General features: G+C 62.3%; 20 protein-coding genes and 1 pseudogene. 15 read left to right on the forward strand and 6 right to left on the reverse strand.

Features of this window, described 5'->3' with window-relative positions; translation table 11 throughout:
- Together PDO_RS23135 and PDO_RS23140 are read left to right on the forward strand one after the other, a co-directional pair.
- Nucleotides 1-184 (forward strand): annotated as a pseudogene (locus PDO_RS23135) (hypothetical protein); the annotation flags it as partial.
- 61 nt (nucleotides 185-245) lie between these two features.
- Nucleotides 246-419 (forward strand): Flp family type IVb pilin, encoded by a 174-nt coding sequence (locus tag PDO_RS23140; RefSeq protein WP_007607556.1) that lies wholly within the window; start codon nucleotides 246-248, stop codon nucleotides 417-419.
- Nucleotides 420-454: 35 nt separating this feature from the next.
- On the opposite strand, the gene PDO_RS23145 is transcribed toward PDO_RS23140, so the two are convergent.
- A complete protein-coding gene (locus tag PDO_RS23145) occupies nucleotides 455-1,357 on the reverse strand; it encodes a methyltransferase domain-containing protein (RefSeq protein ID WP_007607558.1) in 903 nt (300 codons plus the stop codon).
- Nucleotides 1,358-1,419: 62 nt separating this feature from the next.
- Between PDO_RS23145 and PDO_RS23150 the strand changes: the two genes are divergently transcribed.
- From PDO_RS23150 to PDO_RS23170, 5 genes are read left to right on the forward strand one after another with little or no spacing between them, the layout of a single operon-like run.
- Nucleotides 1,420-2,196 (forward strand): ComF family protein, encoded by a 777-nt coding sequence (locus PDO_RS23150; RefSeq protein WP_007607560.1) that lies wholly within the window; start codon nucleotides 1,420-1,422, stop codon nucleotides 2,194-2,196.
- Nucleotides 2,197-2,239: 43 nt separating this feature from the next.
- Nucleotides 2,240-2,497: a glutaredoxin 3 gene (gene grxC, locus PDO_RS23155; protein ID WP_007607566.1), complete on the forward strand. Its 258-nt coding sequence runs from the start codon at nucleotides 2,240-2,242 to the stop codon at nucleotides 2,495-2,497.
- A 12-nt stretch (nucleotides 2,498-2,509) separates the two neighbouring features.
- Complete coding sequence (locus PDO_RS23160; RefSeq protein WP_007607569.1) at nucleotides 2,510-3,367, forward strand: carbon-nitrogen hydrolase family protein; 858 nt, start codon at nucleotides 2,510-2,512, stop codon at nucleotides 3,365-3,367.
- The gene (locus PDO_RS23165) at nucleotides 3,364-3,792 is read left to right on the forward strand and encodes a DUF1178 family protein (protein ID WP_007607571.1); all 429 of its coding nucleotides are present in this window, start codon (nucleotides 3,364-3,366) and stop codon (nucleotides 3,790-3,792) included. Before PDO_RS23160 ends, PDO_RS23165 begins: the two co-directional genes overlap by 4 nt.
- Nucleotides 3,789-4,373, forward strand: coding sequence for a DUF3291 domain-containing protein (locus tag PDO_RS23170; RefSeq protein ID WP_007607573.1), 585 nt, complete (start codon nucleotides 3,789-3,791; stop codon nucleotides 4,371-4,373). The genes PDO_RS23165 and PDO_RS23170 overlap by 4 nt, the downstream gene beginning before the upstream one ends.
- Before the next feature lie 6 nt (nucleotides 4,374-4,379).
- On the opposite strand, the gene PDO_RS23175 is transcribed toward PDO_RS23170, so the two are convergent.
- Nucleotides 4,380-4,931: a DUF924 family protein gene (locus PDO_RS23175; protein WP_007607575.1), complete on the reverse strand. Its 552-nt coding sequence runs from the start codon at nucleotides 4,929-4,931 to the stop codon at nucleotides 4,380-4,382.
- Complete coding sequence (ubiG, locus tag PDO_RS23180) at nucleotides 4,928-5,677, reverse strand: bifunctional 2-polyprenyl-6-hydroxyphenol methylase/3-demethylubiquinol 3-O-methyltransferase UbiG (RefSeq protein ID WP_007607578.1); 750 nt, start codon at nucleotides 5,675-5,677, stop codon at nucleotides 4,928-4,930. Before ubiG ends, PDO_RS23175 begins: the two co-directional genes overlap by 4 nt.
- A gap of 181 nt (nucleotides 5,678-5,858) precedes the next feature.
- Here ubiG and PDO_RS23185 point away from each other — a divergent pair, with 181 nt between their 5' ends.
- Nucleotides 5,859-6,494, forward strand: a complete 636-nt coding sequence (locus PDO_RS23185) for an SH3 domain-containing protein (protein ID WP_007607580.1) — start codon at nucleotides 5,859-5,861, stop codon at nucleotides 6,492-6,494.
- A 55-nt stretch (nucleotides 6,495-6,549) separates the two neighbouring features.
- On the opposite strand, the gene PDO_RS23190 is transcribed toward PDO_RS23185, so the two are convergent.
- Nucleotides 6,550-7,905, reverse strand: a complete 1,356-nt coding sequence (locus PDO_RS23190; RefSeq protein WP_007607581.1) for a virulence factor family protein — start codon at nucleotides 7,903-7,905, stop codon at nucleotides 6,550-6,552.
- Nucleotides 7,902-10,523, reverse strand: coding sequence for a bifunctional lysylphosphatidylglycerol flippase/synthetase MprF (gene mprF / locus PDO_RS23195; RefSeq protein WP_007607582.1), 2,622 nt, complete (start codon nucleotides 10,521-10,523; stop codon nucleotides 7,902-7,904). The genes PDO_RS23190 and mprF overlap by 4 nt, the downstream gene beginning before the upstream one ends.
- Nucleotides 10,524-10,794: 271 nt before the next feature.
- On the opposite strand from mprF, the gene PDO_RS23200 reads away from it, so the two are divergent.
- The 7 genes from PDO_RS23200 to clpB all read left to right on the forward strand — a co-directional run bounded on the left by PDO_RS23200 (nucleotide 10,795) and on the right by clpB (nucleotide 20,231).
- Nucleotides 10,795-12,069, forward strand: a complete 1,275-nt coding sequence (locus PDO_RS23200) for an aspartate kinase (RefSeq protein WP_037075236.1) — start codon at nucleotides 10,795-10,797, stop codon at nucleotides 12,067-12,069.
- Nucleotides 12,070-12,155: 86 nt separating this feature from the next.
- Nucleotides 12,156-14,423 carry a phosphoenolpyruvate--protein phosphotransferase gene (ptsP, locus tag PDO_RS23205; RefSeq protein ID WP_007607585.1) on the forward strand — a complete coding sequence of 756 codons (2,268 nt, stop codon included), beginning with the start codon at nucleotides 12,156-12,158 and terminating at the stop codon, nucleotides 14,421-14,423.
- Between the two features lie 25 nt (nucleotides 14,424-14,448).
- Nucleotides 14,449-15,528, forward strand: a complete 1,080-nt coding sequence (gene prfA / locus PDO_RS23210; RefSeq protein WP_007607587.1) for a peptide chain release factor 1 — start codon at nucleotides 14,449-14,451, stop codon at nucleotides 15,526-15,528.
- Nucleotides 15,525-16,400 carry a peptide chain release factor N(5)-glutamine methyltransferase gene (gene prmC, locus PDO_RS23215; RefSeq protein WP_007607589.1) on the forward strand — a complete coding sequence of 292 codons (876 nt, stop codon included), beginning with the start codon at nucleotides 15,525-15,527 and terminating at the stop codon, nucleotides 16,398-16,400. The genes prfA and prmC overlap by 4 nt, the downstream gene beginning before the upstream one ends.
- 156 nt (nucleotides 16,401-16,556) lie before the next feature.
- Complete coding sequence (locus PDO_RS28110; RefSeq protein WP_141649985.1) at nucleotides 16,557-16,736, forward strand: hypothetical protein; 180 nt, start codon at nucleotides 16,557-16,559, stop codon at nucleotides 16,734-16,736.
- Entirely contained in the window at nucleotides 16,733-17,392 is a 660-nt protein-coding gene (locus tag PDO_RS23220; protein WP_007607592.1) for a DUF4167 domain-containing protein, read from the forward strand. Before PDO_RS28110 ends, PDO_RS23220 begins: the two co-directional genes overlap by 4 nt.
- A 238-nt stretch (nucleotides 17,393-17,630) precedes the next feature.
- A complete protein-coding gene (gene clpB / locus PDO_RS23225) occupies nucleotides 17,631-20,231 on the forward strand; it encodes an ATP-dependent chaperone ClpB (protein WP_007607593.1) in 2,601 nt (866 codons plus the stop codon).
- A 130-nt stretch (nucleotides 20,232-20,361) separates the two neighbouring features.
- Here clpB and PDO_RS23230 read toward each other — a convergent pair whose 3' ends face one another.
- Complete coding sequence (locus tag PDO_RS23230) at nucleotides 20,362-22,308, reverse strand: M23 family metallopeptidase (RefSeq protein WP_007607594.1); 1,947 nt, start codon at nucleotides 22,306-22,308, stop codon at nucleotides 20,362-20,364.
- Between the last annotated feature and the right edge of the window lie 304 nt (nucleotides 22,309-22,612).

Raw genomic sequence — 22,612 nt, forward strand, 5'->3', positions numbered from 1 at the left:
GCCGATGCTTGCCGACAAGACCGAGAAGAAGACGCTGGCCTTTCAGCCGGACGAATACGACATGATGAGCACCGGTTCGATCCCAAAGGCTGATGGCGGGAAGCGTTATACGATCCGCCGCAGCGTGCTGCAGGAAACCCCGGGCTCGGTCTGCATCATCGATGGCTTCGGCCAGCGCTGTTAAGGCAAATAGGTTCAAGCAAGCTCGCCTTGGTGGCCGAGTTCCGCGTTCTACTGGAGCGAAGATGCGTTTGATCAGCAGGTTTATCTCGGATCGCCAAGGCGCCACCGCGATCGAGTATGGATTGATTGCGGCGATCATGAGCGTCGCGCTGATCAGCGGCTACGGGGCCTTCACCAACTCGCTGCAGAATACGTTCGGCGTCGTTGAGGACAGCGTCACCAACGCCGGCAACTAGACCGTTTCCATGCTTGCCAGACTTGCCAAGGGCTTCTAGCCGGGTTCACCGGTGCCGGATGTGTTTGTCTTGCGATTCGGATCCAGCGCTTCGGCGAGGCGCATCTTTGCCGATCCCGGCTTGAGCGGCTTCTGCTGGCTCTCATGCGGCGCCCAGCCCGATACGAAGATCATCGAAAATGTCGCCCGAATGCGTCCGTCCGGATCGGCGTAGCGTTCGGCATAGAGGTCTGCTGCTCGCAGGAAGAAACCTCTCGTCAGCGGCTTGCGGCTGCGCCCGATCAGGGGATTGGCCATGCCCATCGCGCGCAGGTCGCGCATCAGGGCAAAGAGATTGTCGTAGCGGACGGTAAAGCTTTCCTCGTCGATGACAGGCAGGGCAAAGCCTGCGCGCTGCAGCAGCGAGCCGACGTCGCGGATATCGGGAAACGGGATGACCCTGGGACTTGCGCCGCCATAGAGCTCGGTTTCGGCGGTGAGTAAAACGTCGCGGAGTTCAGCCAGCGTGCCGGCGCCGGGAATGGCGGCGAGCAGGAGGCCGTCTGGTTTCAGGGCGCGGCGCATCTGGATGAGCATGCCGGGTGTGTCGTTGGTCAGGTGCAGGGACAGCGGCGATAGGATCAGGTTGGCCGATTCTGCGGCCAGCGGGACGCTTTCGAAATGCGCCGTCGTCAGGCTCTGGTCCGGATCGCCGAAGACCGTGCTGGTTTCGACCCGATCCAGGCTGTCGATCTTGCCCGTCGCCAGCGCCGCTTTTGCCGCGACGCCGGTTGCGCCGAACAGTTCAACAGCCCGTTCGAAATGGCGCTCGACCAGAGCCAGCCTGTCAGCCAGTTCGCGGCCGGCAAGCTCGAGCAGGAAATCGCTGCCCTTTTCGGCGCGGGTTCGCGCCTTTTCGCGATTGGCTGTAATGAGGCCTTCGTCGAAGAGCGGATTCATGCGGCAATTCCCTGTACGATTCGGGTCTGGCTAAGGCGACATATCGCGCCTAAACTCGTGTCATGCTGGCTCACATAGTGCAGAAAACGCTCGCCGTCAGCCGGGAAAGACCCCGGGCGCTGGCGTTTGGCCTGTTCGCGCTGTTTTATCCGCCCTGCTGTGCCCATTGCCATGCCCGAATGGCGCGCCATGCGGCCTTGTGTCCGTCCTGCTGGAGCCGGCTGCCGTTCATCGAGCGGCCGTTCTGCGAGGTGCTCGGAACGCCGTTTGCGCATGATCCCGGCGACGGCATGGTGTCGGGGGAGGCGATCGCCAATCCGCCTGTGTTCGACCGCTTGCGTTCGGTGGCCCTGCATGACGGGGTTGCGCGCGATCTGGTGCATGACCTGAAATATCGCGATCGGGGCGATCTGGCGCCGATGATGGCCGGCTGGATGGCGCGGGCTGCGGCCGCCGAACTGGCGCAGGCGGACGGCATCGTGCCGGTGCCATTGCATCGAACCCGGCTCTTTCGCCGGATGTTCAACCAGTCGGCCGAACTGGGCCGTCATCTGGCCGCGCTGTCCGATATCGCCTTCATGCCGCAGGTGCTGGTGCGGCGCAAGCGGACGGAGCAGCAGGTGGGGCTGACGGCCAATGCCCGGGCGCTCAATGTGCGCGGGGCGTTCACCGTGCCCAAGGAGCGGCAGGACATGGTGTTTGGCCGCCGCCTGATCCTGATCGACGACGTCTATACCACGGGTGCGACGGTGAGTGCGGCCACCACTGCCCTGAAAAAGGCAGGCGCTGCGGATGTCACTGTTTTGACCTTTGCAAGGGCTGTGTCCGGGCCTATATGAGGGCAGTATTTTTCAACGTCCTACCCTCGTGACGGAGTTTTGAATGGCAGGTGTTACGATCTATACGCGCCAGGGCTGCGGTTATTGTTCGCGGGCCAAGGCATTGCTGGCGTCGAAAGGCGTCGATTTTGTCGAGCATGACGCAACAGGCAGAGCCGAACTTCGCAATGAAATGATTTCAAGGTCCAATGGCGGAACGACCTTTCCGCAGATCTTCATCAATGACATGCATGTCGGCGGTTGCGACGATCTGCATGCGCTCGATCGTGCCGGCAGGCTCGATCCGCTGCTCGCTCAGTAAAGGATCTATCCCATGGTATTCAAGGCTGCTGCCGTCCAGATGTGCTCCGGTGTCGATCCGGAGAAAAACGCGGCTTCGATGGCGCGGCTCGTGCGCGAGGCTGCGGCCCAAGGTGCTGTCTATGTGCAGACGCCGGAGATGACCGGTGCCGTGCAGAAGGATCGTCCGGGCCTGATGGCTGTGCTGCGCGACGAGGATACCGATATCATCGTCAAGACGGCGTCGGATCTGGCGCGCGAGCTTGGCATCCATCTGCATGTTGGCTCGACCGCGATCAAGCTGGGTGACGGCAAGATTGCCAACCGCGCCTTTCTGTTCGGTCCCGATGGCCACAAGATCACCTCCTATGACAAGATCCACATGTTCGACGTGGATCTCGACAATGGCGAGAGCTGGCGCGAAAGCTCGGTCTACCGGCCGGGCACGCGGGCGGTGGTCGCCGACCTGCCGTTTGCCAAGGTCGGCTTCGGCGTCTGCTACGACGTGCGTTTCCCGCATCTGTTCCGGGCCGAGGCCATGGCCGGGGCGGAGATCCTGACGACGCCTGCCGCCTTCACCAAGCAGACCGGCGAGGCGCATTGGGAAATCCTGCTGCGCGCACGGGCGATCGAGAACGGCGCCTATGTGATCTCAGCCGCCCAGGCGGGCGTGCATGAAGATGGCCGCGAGACGTTCGGCCATTCGATGATCGTCGATCCCTGGGGCAAGGTGCTGGCATCGGCGGGTGGCAGCGGCGAGGCAGTGGTGATGGCCGAGATCGATACCGATGCCGTGAAAGCGGCGCGGGCGAAGATCCCGAACCTGAAGAACGGCCGCGATTTCGAACTCGATTTTGCGCCGGTCCTGGCGAAGGGAGGCGTGACAGTTTGATCCGCTATTCGTTGTGCTGCAATAGCGCTCACGAATTCGAGGGCTGGTTTTCCGAGAGCGCAGATTTCGAACGTCAGAAGGCCAACGGCTTTCTGACCTGTCCGGTCTGTGGCTCCGCCGAGATCTCCAAGGTGCTGATGGCGCCGGCGGTTTCGACGGCCCGGCACAGGGAAACGATGCAGGCGCTTGCCATTTCCAGCGCGCAGAAGCAGGCCGTGGTCAAGCTGAAGGAAGCGATCCAGGAGATCCGCGCCAATAGCGAGGATGTGGGGGACCGGTTTTCCGAGGAAGCGCGCAAGATCCATTACGGCGAGGCGGAAGCGCGCGGCATCATTGGGCAGGCGTCACCGGTCGAGGTGAGGTCGATGCTCGACGAAGGCATCGAGATCGCGCCCTTGCCGGTCCTGCCGGACGATGCGAATTGAGCGCGGCGGCTCACCATATCGCACTCTACAATTTCGGTCTTCATGTCGCCGAGCATGACGACCCGGTGGTTGCCGGCTTCGTCAGGCGTGAACCGTTCAACTTCGAGGCTGCCCGACGCGCTGACGGCTATGTCGGTCGCTCCGGTTACGAGGGAGAGCCGGGGCCCGAGAGCTGGGGACGGCAGGTGTTTCCCAGATTTCTCAACGGAAGCGGCCGCGAAAGTGGGCCGTCCTCGCTGTCGCTCTGGCGCGACATCGAAAGCCTGATGGCATTTTCCTATTCGGGCGTGCATGCCGAGGCGCTGAAGAACGCGCGCCGCTGGAACGTTGTGCAAACGTGGCCGCCGCTCGTCTTGTTCTGGGTCGAGGCGGGACGCAGGCCGGATTGGGCCGAGGGTGTGGCACGTCTCGAAGCGCTGGCCGACCGGGGCGCCTCGGCGCAAGCCTTCACCTTCAAGCAGTCGTTCGATCCGCATGGCGCACCCTATCGCATCAACAGGGACCGGGTGAAACGGATCGCCACTGAGAACATGGCCAGCCAGCACGACCTGCTGGAGGTCGTGAAGACATTGCCGGCCTGATTCGGTTCAGCCCTTTAAGCCGCCGTCATCCAGGTAGGCTCGCTCTTCCGCCGTCGATTCACGCCCGAGAGCCGCATTGCGGTGGGGGAAGCGGCCGAAGCGGGTGATGATCTCCTGGTGGACAACCGCGTAGCGCAGGCATTCTGCGTCATCGACCCGTTCGTGATGGGCGGTGAATAGATCCATGCTGGTTTGCTGGTCGGCGGGATCTTCGGAATGCTCGAAGGGCAGGTAGAAGAAGATCGCCATCGGCGGATCGACGTCTCTGTCGAAGCCTTTGCCGACGGCTTGCCTTGCGATGGACAGGGCAAGCGGGTCGGTGGCGAATGCATGGCCGCTGCCGCGGAACATGTTGCGTGGGAACTGGTCGAGCAGGATCAGCAGGGCAAGCGTGCCTTCGGGCGTCGCGCACCAGTCGCTGCATTCGTTTCGGGCGGCGGCAAAATGCAGATCGGTAAAACGCGCCTTGAGCTCGGCGTCCAGCGCATCATCCTTGACGAACCATTTTTCGCGTCCGGCATCGCGCCAGAAGGCGATGACTTCCTGCACTGCGCTCATGCGGCCGGCCGCTTGGCAAGCACCATGTAGTTCACGTCGATATCGGACGAGAGGTTCCACTGGTTCTGCAGCGGATTGAAGAAGACACCCTTCATCTCGACGATCTGCATGCCGCTCGTCGTCAGAGGCGCTTCGATTTCCTCCGGGCGCACCAGCTTTTCGTATTGATGCGTGCCGCGCGGCAGCCAGCGCAGAACATATTCGGCCCCGACGATGGCAAGTGCTGCGGCCTTGAAGGTGCGGTTGATCGTCGAGACCAGCATCAGGCCGCCGGGGCGGACCATGGAGGCGCAAGTCGACAGGAAGAAATCGACATCGGCGACGTGTTCGACGACTTCCATGTTGAACACGATGTCGAAGGTCTCGCCGGCTTCTGCGAGCGCTTCGGCGGTGACGGCGCGGTAGTCGACCGGCACGCCGCTCTGACCCGCATGGGTCATGGCGATCTTGATGTTCTTTTCGGAGGCATCGGCTCCCAGGACGTCGGCACCCATGCGGGCAACCGGTTCCGACAACAGGCCGCCGCCGCAGCCGATATCGAGGATGCGCAACCCCTCCAGCGGGCGATGGCCCTTCGGGTCTCGGCCGTAATGGGCGCAGACCATGTCGCGGATATAGGCAAGGCGCACGGGATTGATCTTGTGCAGCGGCCGGAACTTGCCGGTCGGATCCCACCATTCCGCCGCCATGGCGGAAAAGCGATCGACTTCGGACTGATCAATTGTGGTGCGTGCCTCTGCGGTCATGATGCTGCCCTCTTAAGGTGGTTGCGCTTCAAGTCGGATTATCGGCCCACAAAGTCAAGGGTGGCATGGTCGCAGGCTCTGGTGACCGCCAAGGCGGAACCTTGGCCGATGGTTCGACGTTTCGCTTACACGATTCGCACATACAGGCGGCTTTGCCGTGATGAGTTCAAGGAGATCTACGATGCACAAGTTCTGGGTTTTGGCGGCTGCGGCGGTGTCGGCCACAATGGTTCCCGCCATCGCCGAGGCCGCGCCGGCTTTTTCGACCGCCAATGTCAACATGCGGTCCGGTCCGAGCACCCGTTATCCCGCCGTGGTGGTTGTGCCGGCAGGTACCCGCGTGAACATCGTCGGCTGCATGTCATCGGCCAACTGGTGCGACGTCTCCTTCTCCGGTTATCGCGGCTGGGTGTCGGGGTCGTATCTGCAGGCCAGCTACTCGCAGCGCCGTGTCTATGTCGGCCCCGAATACTATCGCCCGCTGGGCATTCCTTCGGTGACCTTCAGCATCGGGCGCTATTGGGATGATAATTATCGTGGCCGGGACTTCTACCGGGATCGCGACCGCTGGCGCGATGGCGACTACCGTCCGCGTGGTGACGACCGGCCGCGGTTCGACCGCGAACACCGGCGCAACGAGGAGCGTGCCCGCGACATTCGACGCGACAGCGACCAGCGGGCGCAGGAATTGCAGCGTGACCGTGACCGCCGCGAGGATCAGCGGCGCGCCGGTGGCCCACGCGACACCCGCAATCCGAATGCGTTCCAGCTCTTCTGCGGGCAGGACCCGAATTGCCGTGCCCGCCAGGGCAACTGACGCATCCCGTATATGATCCGGAAGGGCGCCCGACTGGCGCCCTTTTCTGTTGTCGTCACTTCTGGATGCGTTTTGCCAGGCCGTCGGTGATGCGTTTGGCCAGGGCCTCGTAATCGCCATCAAAGTGATGGCCTCCGGCAATCTCCTGCGTTTCCACCTTCGAGCCGACGAGGTCGCGGCAGGCATCGTCGTCTTCGTCTGAACCGTAGAAGCACTGGATCAGCGATGGAGAAATCTTGCGGATATCGTCCAGCGGGTCGTGGCCGGTGCTGGCAGCCTGGCCGAGCCAGCCTGATACCGAGACTTCATAATCCACCTGATGGGACAGGGCGAGCAGGCTGATCTGCGGCACGCGGGATTTCAGCTTGTCCGGCAGGCCGTTGAATGCAGCCGGGAGAATGTCGGCGCCGAAGGAATATCCGACCAGAAGCACATGATGGACGTTCCAGCGCTTGCCGTAGGTGTGGATAATCTCGGCCAGATCGCTGCTTGTCTGCTCGGGCGTGCGCTCGGACCAGAAGTAGCGCAGTGAATCGATGCCGACGACCGGGATGCCGGAGGACTGGAGCTGGCCGGCCACCTCGCTATCGAGGTCGCGCCAGCCGCCATCGCCGGAGTAGATCACCGCCATCGTATCGCTGGACGGGGTCGCATCGAGGATGGTCAGTGGCATTCCCAGCGGATTGTCGGTCTGGCTCTGGACCGCGATCAGTTCGTCGAGTGTGGCGGAAAATGTCGTGTCGGCAGCATCGGTGACGTCCCTGAGATCGATGTCGGGATGACTGGCAATCAATGATTGGACATGGTCCAGGCCGTCCCTCGGTGCCGTGTCGCTGACCAGGACCGTTGCCGGATCGGGCAGGTCGCCGTAGGTCAGGGCATATTGCATGCGGTCGCCGGCCTTGGTCTTTTCGGCTGGCGTGCACAACTGCTTTGCCAGCGGGATGCCGGCCTGCGGGTCGAGCGCCAATGTCTGGCCGATCGTGGCCTTGGGGGTCTGGGCGAGGATGGCCAGCGCCAGCGCGCCGCCTTCGCCGCGTCCGGCGATGATCGGCGGCAGGAAGGCGGCGTTGCCAGCCTTGCGCTGAAGCTGGTGACTGAGTGCCTCGATGTCGGACACCATGTAGATGCAGTCGCCCTGGTCCGTGGCAAGCGATGTCAGGTATTTCGGCGTGTCGATGCCGATGACGATCGCGCCATTGCCCTGCAACCGTTCGGCTTCCGCCTGATCGCCCGCCTGCCAGCCGGCGCCGTCCGACAGAAGGACAACGAGTGCCTTGGCGTCGTCATCGGGCAGGAGCGTGACCGGTGCCGGTATCATGCCGGTATCAAAAGGCGGCTCCTGCGCCAGGGCGGGCCCGGTCGACAGAAGCGGGAGGGCGAGCAGACATGCCTTGAGGATGGGGTTCATTTCTTCACCACGCCTTTCAGGCCGCCGCCGATCAGAAGCGTCGCATCGACGAGGGCCAGGATTGGGTTGAGACCGCCGGAGACGGCCAGATAGCGGGGCTGCCAGTCGGGATGGAATTTTGCCTTGAAGGCGCGCAGACCCTTGAAGTTGTAGAGCCGTTCGCCGTGTTCGTAGAATGTATTGGCAATGCGGTCCCAGACCGGCGCCACCTGGCGGCGCGACAGGCCGGAAAGCGGTGCCATGCCGAGATTGAAATGCTGGAAACCCTGGTCGCGCAGACGGGTGAGCAGGCTGATGAACAGATAGTCCATCGCGCCTTTCGGCGCATCGGGTGAAAACCGCATCAGGTCGATGGAGGCTTCCTCCTTGGTGTCGGTCAGCAGGATATTGGCGAAGGCGACGATACGGCCCTCGAAACGCAGGATCGCGACCGACTGGGACAGCATATAGGCATCGGTGAAGGCGCCGAGCGAAAAGCCCTTTTCCTTGGCGCGATGATGGGCGAGCCAGGCATCCGAGATCGCGCGAAGGTCTCCCAATAGGGCCGCGACATTTTCCGCCTCGACGATTTCGAACGTCAGGCCGTCGCGTTCCGCACGGGTGGCGGACTGGCGCAGGCCTGCCCATTTGCCACCTTTCAGATCAAAACCGGACAGGTCGACGACAGCGAGTTCGCCAAGCTTGAAGGCTTTCATGCCGGCATCGGCGATGGCCGGCAGCAGCACGGGCGAGGCCTGGTAGAATACCGCCCGGCAGCCGGCGGCGCGGGCGGTCTCGACGAACAGCCAGACCAGTTCGTTGCGCGAGGCCTTCGGTCCGATCGGATCGAGAAAGGCGATGAAGGACCGGCCCTGCTTGCCATACATCAGGAAGGCCTTGCCATCGGGTGAAAACATCACCGTCTTGTCGCCGGTGCGGACGAGATTGGCATCGGCGATCCCGTTGCTGTTCACCAACTCGACGGCAGACGCGATGTCCTGTTCGCCGGAGGGCAGAACGGCGTGGCTTGCCGGTCGCGTCAAGCTGAACAGGGCGATGGCACTGGAGGCAATGGCAAGCCCGAGGACTGCGCGCAGCGAACGGGGGGCTTCGGCGGAAAACTCGAATTGCCACCAGAGTTCGTGACTGTATTCGACGTCGCGGTAGACGAAGAGCAGGATGACGATGGCGCCGATGACCAGCACGGCCATGGCGAGAAGCCAGGATGTGGTCAAGGCCTGGCGCAGCGAGGCGGGGCGGATGAAAGCCCGGCGGCTGGACAGCAGGCCGACGAGAAGGACTGCCAGCATAGCCGCTTCGAAAACGGCAATTGCCTTGGCGATCGACAGCAACAGGGCGAGCAGCGACAGAGCCACAGCCGCCCACCAGGCGCCGTCGAGACGCTGAGACATGCCGCGGGCGACGACGATCAGCAGCAGGCCGGTCAGACTGGCGAGGAAATGCGCGCCTTCGACAAGCGGCAAGGGCAGGTAGCCGGACAGAATGTCCAGATTGGTGTCCGGTGTCGGCGTGACGCTCGACAGGATCAGCATGGCGCCGAGGACAAAGGCCAAGGTAGCCAGTAGTGGAGGCGCCAGCCGACCGGCTGTCCGGGCGATGCCGGCGGAGAGGGGGCTTGCTGCGACATGGCGCAGTTCGCTGACGGTGACCAGCAGAATGGCGATCAGGAGCGGCAGGACATAGTAGATCAGGCGATAGGCGACGAGGGCGGCGAGCACGGCGTCTGTGCCGATATGGCTGCCCAGCGTGGCGATCATCACCGTCTCGAAGACGCCGATGCCGGCCGGGACATGGCTGACGATGCCGATGCCGATGGCCACCGCATAGATGCAGAAAAATGCCGGCCAGCTGATGGCGGCTTCGGGAGGCAGAAGCACGTAAAGCACGGTTGCCGAAAAGGCGATGTCGAGCACGGTGACGAGAAACTGGCGCGACAGGGTGCGGCTGTCGGCCAGGCGAAGCGTCATTTTGCCGATCTTCAGGCCGTTGCGGCTGGCGGTGACCGAAAGGGTGCCGATGCCGATCAGAACGACGATTGCGCCGCCGAACAGCCATGCCGGGTCGAGCCCGATCAGCGGGGCGATCTCGCCCGACATGGGGATCAGGGCGAGTGACGTGATAATGGCGAGGCCAAGGGAGAAGGACAGGGTGACGAAGCCGACTATCCGGCCGATCTCGTCCGGCGCAAGGCCGGCACGGGAATAGGCCCGGTAGCGGATGGCGCCACCGGACAGTGCGCCGAAGCCGGCGACGTTGCCGACGGCATAGGCGCTGAAAGCCGTCAGGGCGACTTCGGCGATCGGGCGCTTGCGACCGATATAGGACAGGGCATTCAGGTCGTAGAAGCAGAGCGTGGCAAAGCTCAACGCGGTGAAGAGGGTGGCAAACAGGATCGAACCGGTGCCGGTTGCTTGCAGTCCACGGATGACGTCGGCATAGGTCACTTCCTCGGTCAGGCGGTAGATGGCAAAGCCGACCATGGAGAAAACGGCCAGCGTCAGCACAGCGGCTATCGGCTTTGCATGGCGGCTGAATGCGGAAGGGACGGGGAGGGCCAGGTCTTCGGGACTATTCGTTGCGTCCTGGTCGAGCTTGGAATTGTCGAGCGTTGGCTTCATGACAAGCGATCCGTTTTCATTTCAAGGCTTGCTGCAACCCGCTCCCAGCCAGGCACGTGATGGTTGGCGCTCGAATTCGTGCCAAATTATGGCAAAGTTTTTGCCCGATCCACGACAGAAAAGCGCCTGCAAGCGTACCAATACCGGCCCAAGTGGCCGTTGCGTGTGCCGCGCTTATTCGCTAAAAGCGCCGCAACCTGCCGGTTTCCAGAAAGACCGGTGTTTCTCCGCCGGGTTTCCGGCGTTTCTCAAGGGCATACGGTTCAAGTCTATGGCTCGCATTGTCATGAAGTTCGGCGGTACATCCGTCGCCAATCTCGAACGCATCCACAATGTCGCACGACATGTGAAACGTGAGGTGGATGCCGGCCACGAAGTGGCTGTCGTCGTGTCGGCGATGTCGGGCAAGACCAACGAGCTGGTCGACTGGGTGCAGAACATGCCGAAGGTCGCAGGTGCGGATTCGCCCTTCTACGATGCGCGCGAGTATGACGCGATCGTGGCCTCCGGCGAACAGGTGACATCGGGACTTCTTGCGATCGCGCTGCAGTCGATGGGCATCAATGCCCGCTCGTGGCAGGGCTGGCAGATCGCGATCAAGACAGACAATGCGCATGGCGCAGCCCGTATCCAGGAAATCGACGGTTCCGACATCGTGCGCCGCATGGGTGAAGGTCAGGTGGCCGTGGTCGCCGGCTTCCAGGGTATTGGCCCGGACAACCGGATCGCGACGCTCGGCCGGGGCGGTTCGGATACATCTGCGGTTGCGATCGCGGCGGGGCTGAAGGCTGACCGCTGCGACATCTATACCGATGTGGACGGCGTCTATACGACCGATCCGCGCATCGAACCCAAGGCGCGCCGCCTGAAGAAGGTGGCGTTCGAGGAAATGCTGGAAATGGCATCGCTCGGCGCCAAGGTTTTGCAGGTCCGTTCGGTGGAGCTGGCCATGGTTCACAAGGTCCGCACCTTCGTGCGCTCCAGTTTTGAAGATCCCGATGCGCCGGGCATGGGCGATCTGCTCAACCCGCCCGGCACGCTGATTTGTGATGAGGATGAGATCGTGGAACAGGAAGTCGTAACCGGTATTGCCTATGCCAAGGATGAAGCGCAGATCTCGCTGCGCCGGCTTGCCGACCGTCCGGGCGTTTCGGCTGCCATCTTCGGCCCGCTGGCCGAATCCCATATCAATGTCGACATGATCGTGCAGAACATTTCGGAAGATGGTACCCGCACCGACATGACCTTCACCGTGCCGTCCGGCGATGTCGACAAGGCGCTGAGGGTCCTGTCCGACAACAAGGACAAGATCGGCTATGACGTGGTCCAGAGCGAAAAGGGCCTGGTCAAGGTATCGGTCATCGGCATCGGCATGCGCAGCCATGCTGGCGTTGCGGCGACGGCCTTCCGGGCGCTGGCCGAGAAGGGCATCAACATCAAGGCGATCACCACGTCCGAGATCAAGATTTCCATCCTGATCGACGGTCCCTATGCCGAGCTTGCGGTTCGGACTTTGCATTCCTGCTACGGTCTGGATAAGAATTGATTCCATAGAGCGGTCGTTGATCCCGGGTGTCAGACATACCCGGGGCGGCCAGGCCGCCGACCAACCGGAAGTGGAGCCAATCCGCGATGAGAGACCTTTCAGCGGGTCCACGCGTGCTGCTCAAGCGGCTGCGCGAATTGATGGCAGAGCCGCTCGAGCCGCAGGAACGTCTTGACCAGATCGTTCGCCAGATCGCGAGCAACATGGTCGCGGAGGTGTGCTCCGCTTACGTGCTGCGCTCTGACGGCGTTCTCGAGCTTTATGCGACGGAAGGTCTGAACAAGGACGCGGTCCATCTGGCGCAGCTGAAGATGGGCCAGGGTCTCGTCGGCACGATCGCTGCCTCCGCGCAGCCACTCAACCTTTCCGATGCCCAGGCGCATCCCGCCTTCCGCTATCTTCCGGAAACCGGCGAAGAGATCTATCATTCCTTCCTCGGCGTGCCGATCCTGCGCGCCGGCCGGAGCCTCGGTGTTCTCGTCGTGCAGAACAAGGCGCAGCGCAACTATCGTGAAGACGAGCTCGAAGCGCTCGAAACCACGGCCATGGTGCTTGCCGAAATGATCGCCACCGGTGAACTGAAGAAGATTACCCGTCCCGGCCTCGAACTTGACCTGACGCGACCTGTGACCATCGATGGCGACAGCTATTCGGAAGGCATCGGCCTTGGTTATGTCGTGCTGCACGAGCCGCGCATCGTCGTCACCAACCTGCTCAACGAAGATACCGAGACGGAAATCCGCCGGCTGGCCGATGCGCTCGGCTCCTTGCGCATCTCGATCGACGACATGCTGTCGCGGCGGGAAATCTCCATGGAAGGCGAGCATCGCGACGTGCTCGAGACCTATCGCATGTTCGCCCATGACCAGGGCTGGGTGCGGCGCATGGAGGAGGCGATCAACAACGGCTTGACGGCGGAAGCGGCGGTCGAAAAGGTCCAGAGCGACACGAAGGCGCGGATGATCCGACTGACGGATCCCTATCTGCGCGAACGCATGCATGATTTCGACGACCTGGCGAACCGCCTGCTGCGACAGCTGACCGGTTTTTCGCCGCGCAGTGCTGCCGAGGGTTTTCCCGCCGATGCGGTGATTTTTGCCCGTGCCATGGGGGCTGCCGAACTGCTCGACTATCCGCGCGCCAATCTGCGCGGACTGGTTCTGGAAGAGGGGGCAGTGACCAGTCATGTGGTGATCGTGGCGCGCGCGATGGGCATCGCGGTGGTCGGACAGGCTGCGGGGGCCGTGGCCCTGGCGGAAAACGGCGATCCGGTGATCATTGACGGCGTCGATGCCAAGGTGCATATCCGCCCGGTCGCCGACCTGCAGAAGGCCTATGAGGAAAAGGTGCGGCTGCGCGCCCGGCGCCAGGAACAGTTCCGCGCCCTGCGCGATGTCGAGCCGCTGACCAAGGATGGCCAGCGGATCAAGCTGCAGATGAATGCCGGCCTGCTTGTCGACCTGCCGCAACTGGCCGAATCCGGGGCCGACGGGATCGGTCTGTTTCGGACCGAGCTGCAGTTCATGATTTCCTCGACCATGCCCAAGGGCGAGGAGCAGGAAAGCTTCTACCGGAGTGTGCTGAAGCAGGCGAATGGCAGGCCGGTGACATTTAGGACCCTGGATATCGGCGGCGACAAGGTCGTCTCCTATTTCCGCTCCCAGGAAGAGGAAAATCCGGCGCTTGGCTGGCGCGCGATCCGGCTGTCGCTGGATCGGCCGGGCCTCTTGCGCATCCAGCTCAGGGCGCTGTTGAAGGCGGCCGCCGGTGCCGAGCTGAAGATGATGCTGCCGATGGTGACCGAAGTTGCTGAAATCCGCGCGGTGCGCGAATTGATGCAGAAGGAAGTCCAGTATATCTCGAAGTTCGGCCATCCCTTGCCGAAGAAGCTGCAGTTCGGGGCGATGCTCGAAGTGCCTGCCCTGCTGTGGCAGCTCGACGAACTGATGGAGGAGGTCGACTTCGTCTCTGTCGGCTCGAACGATCTCTTTCAGTTTTCCATGGCGGTGGATCGTGGCAATGCGCGGGTTGCCGATCGTTTCGACGTTCTGGGACGGCCGTTCCTGCGCATCCTGCGCGACATCGTCCGAGGTGCTGATCGCAACAACACGCCGGTGACGCTGTGCGGCGAGATGGCCGGCAAGCCGCTTTCGGCCATGGCGCTGCTTGGTATCGGCTTCCGCTCGATCTCGATGTCACCGACGGCAATCGGGCCGGTTAAGGCAATGCTGCTGGGGCTTGATGTGTCGAAGCTGTCTGTGGAACTTGAAGCGGCGCTTGACGACCACCGTTCGCTTGTGCCACTGCGCGACCTGTTGGTCCGCTTTGCGGAAGACAATAATATTCCCGTCTAAAGCAATAAAAAAACTGGAGTAAAGGGTGGCGAAGCTTCCTGTCGAGAAAATGCGCGAGCTCGAGCGCCGGTTTGGCGAGATCGAAGCGCGAATGTCGGCAGGACCGGCAGCCGACGTCTACGTCAAGCTTGCCTCGGAATATTCCGAACTCGAGCCGGTGGTGAAGAAGATCCGCGAGTATCAAGCGGCGACCGCCGAAGAGGCCGATCTTCGCAGCATGTTGAGCGACAAGGGCACCGATCGCGAGATGCGCGACCTGGCCGAAATGGAACTGCCCGACGTACAGGCACGGCTCGAGACGCTCGGTACCGAAATGCAGATCCTGCTTCTGCCGAAGGATGCGGCCGACGAGAAGAGTGCGATCCTGGAAATCCGTGCCGGCACCGGCGGTTCCGAAGCTGCCCTGTTTGCCGGCGACCTGTTTCGCATGTACGAGCGCTTTGCCAGCACCAAGGGCTGGAAAGTCGAGGTGTTGTCCTCCAGCGAAGGCGATGCCGGCGGCTTCAAGGAAATCATCGCGACGGTCACCGGCCGGGGCGTGTTTTCCAAGCTGAAGTTCGAGTCCGGCGTTCACCGGGTGCAGCGCGTTCCCGATACCGAGACGCAAGGGCGTATCCATACCTCGGCGGCGACCGTTGCCGTCCTGCCCGAAGCGGAAGACATCGACATCGAGGTCCGTGCCGAAGATATCCGCATCGACACGATGCGCTCGTCAGGCGCCGGCGGCCAGCACGTCAACACGACCGATTCGGCGGTTCGCATTACCCACCTTCCGACCGGGCTGGTGGTGACATCCTCGGAAAAATCGCAGCATCAGAACCGCGCGAAAGCCATGCAGGTCCTGCGTTCGCGACTGTACGACATGGAGCGCCAGAAGATCGACAATGAACGGTCTGCCGACCGCAAGAGCCAGGTCGGTTCCGGCGACCGCTCCGAGCGTATCCGCACCTATAATTTCCCGCAGGGTCGGGTCACCGATCACCGCATCAACCTGACGCTCTACAAGCTGGACCGGATGATGGAAGGCGATATCGACGAAGTGGTCGATGCGCTGATCAACGACTATCAGGCCGGGCAGTTGGCGCAGCTGGGTGAAAGCCTGTGACCGGCGCGGTGGTGACTTGCCAGGGTCTGATCCTGGAAGCCCGCCGCCGTTTCGAGGCCGAGGGTATCCCTGACGCCGCAACCGATGCAAAGGTGCTGGTGTCCAGCCTGCTTGGCCTCAGCCAGACGGACCTGGTTCTGCGCGGCGATCAACCTGTGGACGACGCATTGCTCGCCGTCGTCGAGCAGGCGATCGTGCGACGTCTGGCGCGTGAACCGGTGCACCGCATTCTCGGCAAGCGCGACTTCTATGGATTGGAACTGGGCCTGTCGGCGGGCACATTGGAACCGCGTCCCGACACGGAAGTGCTGGTGGATGCCGTGCTGCCGCATCTTCGTCATATCGTCGAAGCAAGAGGCTCGGCCGAGGTCGTCGATCTTGGCACCGGCACCGGTGCGATCGCCTTGGCCTTGCTTGCCGAATGTCCCGAGGCGCGGGCGATCGGCGTCGATATTTCGCGAGACGCCCTGGCGACCGCGGCCCGAAACGCAGAGCACAACGGATTGGCGCAACGCTTCGAGGGCAGGGAGAGCATCTGGTTCGAACAGGTGCCGGAAAAGTTCGATCTGATCGTCTCGAATCCGCCTTATATCCGCAGCGATCTGCTGCTGACGCTCGATCCGGAAGTTCAGGTTTTTGATCCTGCGGCCGCGCTCGATGGCGGAAAAGACGGTCTTGACGCTTACCGGGCAATTGCCGAGCATGCATTGGCGCATTTGCACGGACATGGGCTGATCGGTCTCGAGATCGGATGGGACCAACGCGAGGCTGTCACGCAAATATTTGAGAAAAAAGGTTTTTCTCTCGTTGAAGGACGCAAGGACCTGGGCGGGAACGACAGGGTTCTGGTCTTCGCGGTCGGCAATTCCTGATCGTTTTGCTGCGCTTGCTAAGGATAATTCCGATAAACAAAGAAAAATGCTTGGTTTTCCGAATGAAGAGAGATAGCTTGCGGGCACGCAACGGGTGACGGAGAAAGAACGAAAGATTCGTTCCTGTCTGGGTCGGCTTCGACAATGGTTCGCTCGATGAACCTCACGAAGCGAAAAAGACCGATGCGTGAATCAGTTAACTTGACTCTCACCAGCGGCGAGCAAGCCGACGGCGCAGTCTGCGGACAGCGCGCGGAGACTTGGTCCGGTTTGATCAAAGCCGATGGCGCAGCCATTTATCAGCACAACAAAGACATTCAGGTGATTCATCTATGAGGCCAGGACAGCAGAATAAGCGTGGTCGAGGGCGTAACAATAGCGGCGGCGGTGGTAGCAGTGGCGGCGGCGGCGGCGGTGGCAACTTCAACCGCAAGGGCCAGAACCCGTTGACCCGGTCCTATGACAGCTCCGGTCCTGACGTAAAGATCCGTGGCACAGCTCAGCATATTGCCGAAAAGTACCAGAACCTCGCACGGGACTCGCAGAGTGCCGGCGACCGCGTCATGGCTGAAAATTATCTTCAGCATGCTGAACACTACAACCGCATCATTGCTGCCGCCCAGGCGCAGATGCAGGAGCGGTTCCAGCGCGAAGACCGCAACGACTACAATGATCGTGACGGCGATGATGGCGAAGGCATGGATGAGGGCGGCTCGCAGGGCCATCAAGGCCACCAGAGCCACCAGCCGCAGGAATTTGCCGGAAGCGGTCCGCAGCCGGTGATTGAGGAAATGCCGGCCGAGGCCGTTGCCGCTGCTGCCGAAAGTGCAGCCGAGGCAAGCCCCGCCGGCGAGCGCCAGCCGCGCCGCCGCAATACCACCAATCGTCCCCGTCGCCAGCCGCGCCGCGCGGCCGGTTCGGAAGAGGGTGGTGAAAACGGCGAAGGTGGCGATGGCGGAGACACGCCGGCTCTGGCCGAAGTGACCGAGTAAGACCACTCGCGGTCGCGACGAGAGATCGTCGCTGCATCGAAGCCAAATTGACGAATGCAAAACTCCGGGCCTTGTCCCGGAGTTTTTCGTTTAAATGCCTCTTTAAACGGCAAATTTAACCCCCCATATCTCCGTCAACGGAGTGGTTATCCGCTTCAGGGCTCGCCTATCTGGGGGCCCGATCCTCAACAGCCGGGTTGTGCCGAATGCGGGCAGCACGGGAAACGGAGAGTGGCAAATGAACATCGAAAAATATTCCGAGCGGGTTCGTGGCTTCTTGCAGTCGGCGCAGACCTATGCGCTGTCGGAGGGCCACCAGCAATTCACCCCCGAACATGTGCTGAAGGTCCTGCTCGACGACGACCAAGGCATGGCATCGTCGCTGATCTCGCGCGCCGGTGGCGATCCCAAAGCCATCCGACTGGCCAATGATGCTGCCCTGGCTAAATTGCCGAAGGTGTCGGGTGGCGATGGACAGGTCTATCTGGCAGCGCCGCTGGCCAAGGTGTTTTCGACCGCGGAAGATGCGGCCAAAAAGGCCGGCGACAGTTTTGTCACGGTCGAAAGGCTGTTGCTTGCGCTTGCGATCGAATCCTCGGCTTCGACCTCGGCCAGCCTGAAGAAGGGTGGCGTGACGGCGAATGGCCTGAACCAGGTGATCAACGAGGTCCGCAAGGGCCGGACCGCCGACAGCGCCAATGCCGAACAGGGCTTCGACGCCTTGAAGAAATACGCCCGTGACCTGACCGCGGAAGCGCGGGACGGCAGGCTCGACCCGGTCATCGGCCGTGACGACGAAATCCGCCGGACGATCCAGGTCCTGTCGCGGCGGACGAAGAACAATCCCGTGCTGATCGGTGAACCCGGCGTCGGCAAGACGGCGATTGCCGAAGGCTTGGCACTGCGCATCGTCAATGGCGACGTGCCGGAAAGCCTGAAAGAGAAAAAGCTGATGGCGCTGGACATGGGCTCGCTGATTGCGGGTGCCAAGTATCGCGGCGAGTTCGAGGAGCGGCTGAAGGCGGTTTTGAACGAGGTGCAGTCCGAAAACGGCGAGATCATCCTGTTCATCGACGAGATGCACACGCTGGTCGGCGCCGGCAAGGCCGATGGCGCGATGGATGCGTCGAACCTGCTGAAGCCGGCTTTGGCGCGTGGCGAGTTGCATTGCGTCGGGGCGACGACCCTCGACGAATATCGCAAGCATGTCGAGAAGGATGCGGCCCTTGCCCGGCGCTTCCAGCCGGTCATGGTCGACGAGCCGACGGTCGAGGACACGATTTCGATCCTGCGCGGGCTGAAGGAGAAATACGAGCAGCACCACAAGGTCAGGATCTCGGATTCGGCGCTGGTTGCAGCGGCGACCTTGTCAAACCGCTATATCACCGACCGTTTTCTGCCGGACAAGGCGATCGACCTGATGGACGAGGCCGCCTCGCGCCTCAGGATGCAGGTGGATTCCAAGCCTGAAGAGCTCGATGAACTCGACCGCCGGATCATGCAGCTGAAGATCGAGCGCGAAGCGTTGAAGAAGGAAACCGACACGGCGTCCGTCGATCGGCTGAAGCGGCTCGACACCGAGCTGACCTCGATCGAGGAACAGGCCGATGCGCTGACGGCGCGCTGGCAGTCGGAAAAGCAGAAGCTTGGCCTCGCCGCGGATCTGAAAGGCAAGCTCGAAGAGGCGCGCAACGAACTGGCGACCGCCCAGCGCAAGGGTGAGTTCCAGCGGGCGGGCGAGCTGACCTACGGTGTCATTCCGGATCTCGAAAAGGCGCTGGCTGCCGCCGAAGCGCAGGACGGTTCGAGCAATGCCATGGTGCAGGAAGTCGTGAACCCCGATGCGATTGCGCATGTGGTGTCGCGCTGGACCGGCATTCCGGTCGACAAGATGCTCGAAGGCGAGCGCGACAAGTTGCTTCGCATGGAAGACGAGCTGGCGAAATCGGTGGTCGGCCAGGGCGATGCCGTGCAGGCTGTGTCGCGTGCGGTGCGCCGGGCACGGGCCGGCCTTCAGGATCCGAACCGGCCGATCGGCTCGTTCATTTTCCTTGGGCCGACCGGCGTCGGCAAGACCGAGCTGACCAAGTCGCTGGCGCGCTTCCTGTTCGATGACGAAACCGCGATGGTCAGGCTCGACATGTCCGAATACATGGAAAAGCACTCGGTCTCGCGGCTGATCGGGGCACCTCCGGGCTATGTCGGTTATGACGAAGGTGGCGCATTGACCGAAGCGGTCAGGCGCAAGCCCTATCAGGTGGTCCTGTTCGACGAGATCGAAAAGGCGCATCCGGATGTGTTCAACGTGCTGTTGCAGGTGCTCGACGACGGACGCCTGACCGATGGCCAGGGTCGCACCGTCGACTTCAAGCACACGATCATCATCATGACCTCCAATCTCGGGGCGGACTACCTGACCGGGCTTGGCGAGAACGAGGATGTCGATGTCGTGCGCGACCAGGTTATGGATGTGGTCAAGGCGTCGTTCCGGCCGGAATTCCTCAACCGTGTCGACGAGATCATCCTGTTCCACAGGCTGCGGCGCTCGGAAATGGGCGCGATCGTCGATATCCAGATGAAGCGTCTTGTGTCGCTTCTGGCGGAGCGCAAGATCGACATCGATCTGGCACCGGATGCGCGCACCTGGCTGGCCGACAAGGGCTATGATCCGGTCTATGGCGCAAGACCGCTGAAGCGGGTGATCCAGAAATACCTGCAGGATCCGCTGGCCGAACAGATCCTGTCGGGCCAGGTGCTCGACGGGGCCAAGGTGGGCATTGCGGCGGGATCCGACCGACTGCTGATCTCGCCGGAAAAGCCGGTCAGCGAAGCCGCCTGATCAGGCATCATGCACGCGAACGAAAAATGGCGGCCGCTGGCCGCCATTTCTGTCTCGACTGATGTCTGGCCAACAACCGGGCCTGCCGTTTCCCAACGCAAAACCGGTCCCCAGTTTTGCTGGAATTGCTCTATTTGCTGGCGACCTGGGCCGGTTTGCCGCCGGTCAGCAGCAGGGCATCGATGCGCTGGCGCTCGACTTCGAAACGGGCAAGAGGCTCGCCGTCCAGCGCCTTGCCGCCCGGCAGGCGCACCTTCATCGCATCGACCTTGGTGCCATTGACGATCAGTTCGTAATGCAGATGCGAGCCGGTCGACGAGCCGGTCGAGCCGACAAAGCCGATAACCTGTCCCTGGGTGACCTTGGCGCCGGGCACGACGCCCTTGGCGATGCCGCTCTGGTGGTTGTAGGAGGAAACATAACCGTTGGCGTGGCGCACGAGGGTCTGGTTGCCATAGCCCGATGCCCAGCCGGCCTTTTCCACCACACCATTGCCGGAGGCGATGATCGGCGTGCCGCGCGGTGCGGCCCAGTCGACACCGGTATGCATGCGCGAATAACCGAGGATCGGATGGCGGCGCATGCCAAAGCCCGAGGTGAAGCGGCCATTGGGCACTGGATTGCGCAACAGGAACTGCCGGATGCTTTTGCCGTTTTCATCGAAATAATCGATCGAGCCGTCTTCCGGGTTCTGGAAGCGGTAGAAGGTGGTAATCGTATCGCCGAACCGGGCGCGGACGAAGAGCAGTTCGGATTCCGCCGTTGCCCTGCCTTCGTCGTCCATGACAGAGAAGAAGGCCTCGAGTGTGTCGCTCGGTTTCAACTGGGCCTGGAAGTCGACATTGGCGGCGAGCAGGCGGACGATCAGCGCCGTCAGTTCCTGGCTCATGCCGTAGGACAGTGCGGCACGGTAGATGCCGTCATAGACACGCGGCAGATCGCGACTGGCCAACGCTGCCGGGGCATTGTCATCAAAGGCACCGCTGACGGCGGCCAGTTCCGGCGGTTCGCTGCCGCGGACCATACGACCAGCGTCGTTGACGGCGAGCGTCACGACATGTTCGGTCTTGCGATAGAGCGAGACCCGCACCAGGCGCACTTCGTCGCCGCGCTGGATCAGGCCGATGCGCAGTACGTCACCCTCGACAAGTGTCGGCGGGCCGGTGAAGGGCGCGAGTTCGCGGGCGACATCCTCGGCCTTGGCGGTCGGATAGCCGGATGCCGTCATCAGGGCAACAACGGTCTGCTGGCGCCTGACCGGCAGTACGTCATCGGCGAATTCCGGGGTGAGCGGCGTTACGATTTCCGGCTCGGCAACGCTCATATTCTCTTCGACGACACGAGCCGAAATGCCAACGCCGAGATTGAGTTCGTCGTCATCACTGTCGAAGCGACGCGGATCGATATAGGACAGCGCCGCGACCTGGCTGTTGCCGTCGGTGAGAACGGAGCCGTTCGAGCGGACGTTTTCCTCAACCTCGTCGAAACTCATCTCGCCGGCCAGCGGCACGTTGGGCATGGCCGGAAAGGGCGTCGATTTCAGCACGACCTCGGATTCGACATCTGAGCCATAGAGCGTGCCCGTGCGGTTGGCGACGGGCGGGTTCTTCTGGTCGGTGGCAAAGATCGACAGCGGATCGAAGGGCGGATAGCGTTCCTGAACCTGGTAATCGGCGGCGAGCGCCATCTTCACATGGGCGAAGGGCTGCTTGCGCACCACCTCGCGCTCGCCGTCGAGAAGGACGGTCGGCACTTCGAGAATGGCCTTGTCGACCGGCCGGGCGGCGATCTTCGGTCCGAACAGGCGGGCGCCGCGGCTGACATCCTGCGCTTCATCGGCCGCATCGCCATCGGGCGGCATGACGGCATAGGCTTCGGCCGGGATCGCCAGCTGCTGGCGACCATCGAGGGCGGCAAACAGGGCAACACCCATCAGGATGCAGGAGGTGATGCCGGTGAGGAAGGTGCCGGACAGCCAGCGCAAGGAAATCTCGCGGCGGTCCGGCGCACGAAACCCGTCCGCCAGGATCGGCGGTTCACTTCCGAGCGACCGGATCATGTCGCGATCGTTCGTCATGCCTTCAGCTTATCCAATTCGTGGCCATCCTCGGTGGGCCCCGGTGATGTGGGGGCGATCGGGTGTTGTCGGGCGCAGACATCTCTCATGTTTCGGCGGTTGAGGTCAAATTCGGCGCATGACAGCGCCTGCTTCGTTCTTCCCGCCTGGCCCTTCCTGACCGGCAAATAAGGAATTAGCGCGGCAGGCGCGTGATCACACATACGCACGCACAAATACGCGCACATGGGGACGAGCAGGACCCGGCCGGTTCCGCGTGGTTCTAGGGGTCGATGGGATGCTTTCGGGCGATGGTTTCATCGGC

The organism is Rhizobium sp. PDO1-076 (assembly GCF_000247475.1).
Lineage (GTDB): Bacteria > Pseudomonadota > Alphaproteobacteria > Rhizobiales > Rhizobiaceae > Allorhizobium.

Bases quoted from the DNA above. Each gene is read 5' to 3' on its own strand.
- PDO_RS23220 (WP_007607592.1), top strand. From the start codon at position 16,733: ATGAGGCCAGGACAGCAGAATAAGCGTGGTCGAGGGCGTAACAATAGC.
- clpB (WP_007607593.1), top strand. From the start codon at position 17,631: ATGAACATCGAAAAATATTCCGAGCGGGTTCGTGGCTTCTTGCAGTCG.
- PDO_RS23175 (WP_007607575.1), bottom strand. From the start codon at position 4,931: ATGAGCGCAGTGCAGGAAGTCATCGCCTTCTGGCGCGATGCCGGACGC.
- PDO_RS23230 (WP_007607594.1), bottom strand. From the start codon at position 22,308: ATGACGAACGATCGCGACATGATCCGGTCGCTCGGAAGTGAACCGCCG.
- ptsP (WP_007607585.1), top strand. From the start codon at position 12,156: ATGAGAGACCTTTCAGCGGGTCCACGCGTGCTGCTCAAGCGGCTGCGC.
- PDO_RS23140 (WP_007607556.1), top strand. From the start codon at position 246: ATGCGTTTGATCAGCAGGTTTATCTCGGATCGCCAAGGCGCCACCGCG.
- PDO_RS23185 (WP_007607580.1), top strand. From the start codon at position 5,859: ATGCACAAGTTCTGGGTTTTGGCGGCTGCGGCGGTGTCGGCCACAATG.
- PDO_RS23150 (WP_007607560.1), top strand. From the start codon at position 1,420: ATGCTGGCTCACATAGTGCAGAAAACGCTCGCCGTCAGCCGGGAAAGA.
- PDO_RS23190 (WP_007607581.1), bottom strand. From the start codon at position 7,905: ATGAACCCCATCCTCAAGGCATGTCTGCTCGCCCTCCCGCTTCTGTCG.
- PDO_RS28110 (WP_141649985.1), top strand. From the start codon at position 16,557: ATGAACCTCACGAAGCGAAAAAGACCGATGCGTGAATCAGTTAACTTG.
- PDO_RS23160 (WP_007607569.1), top strand. From the start codon at position 2,510: ATGGTATTCAAGGCTGCTGCCGTCCAGATGTGCTCCGGTGTCGATCCG.
- mprF (WP_007607582.1), bottom strand. From the start codon at position 10,523: ATGAAGCCAACGCTCGACAATTCCAAGCTCGACCAGGACGCAACGAAT.
- grxC (WP_007607566.1), top strand. From the start codon at position 2,240: ATGGCAGGTGTTACGATCTATACGCGCCAGGGCTGCGGTTATTGTTCG.
- PDO_RS23145 (WP_007607558.1), bottom strand. From the start codon at position 1,357: ATGAATCCGCTCTTCGACGAAGGCCTCATTACAGCCAATCGCGAAAAG.
- ubiG (WP_007607578.1), bottom strand. From the start codon at position 5,677: ATGACCGCAGAGGCACGCACCACAATTGATCAGTCCGAAGTCGATCGC.
- PDO_RS23200 (WP_037075236.1), top strand. From the start codon at position 10,795: ATGGCTCGCATTGTCATGAAGTTCGGCGGTACATCCGTCGCCAATCTC.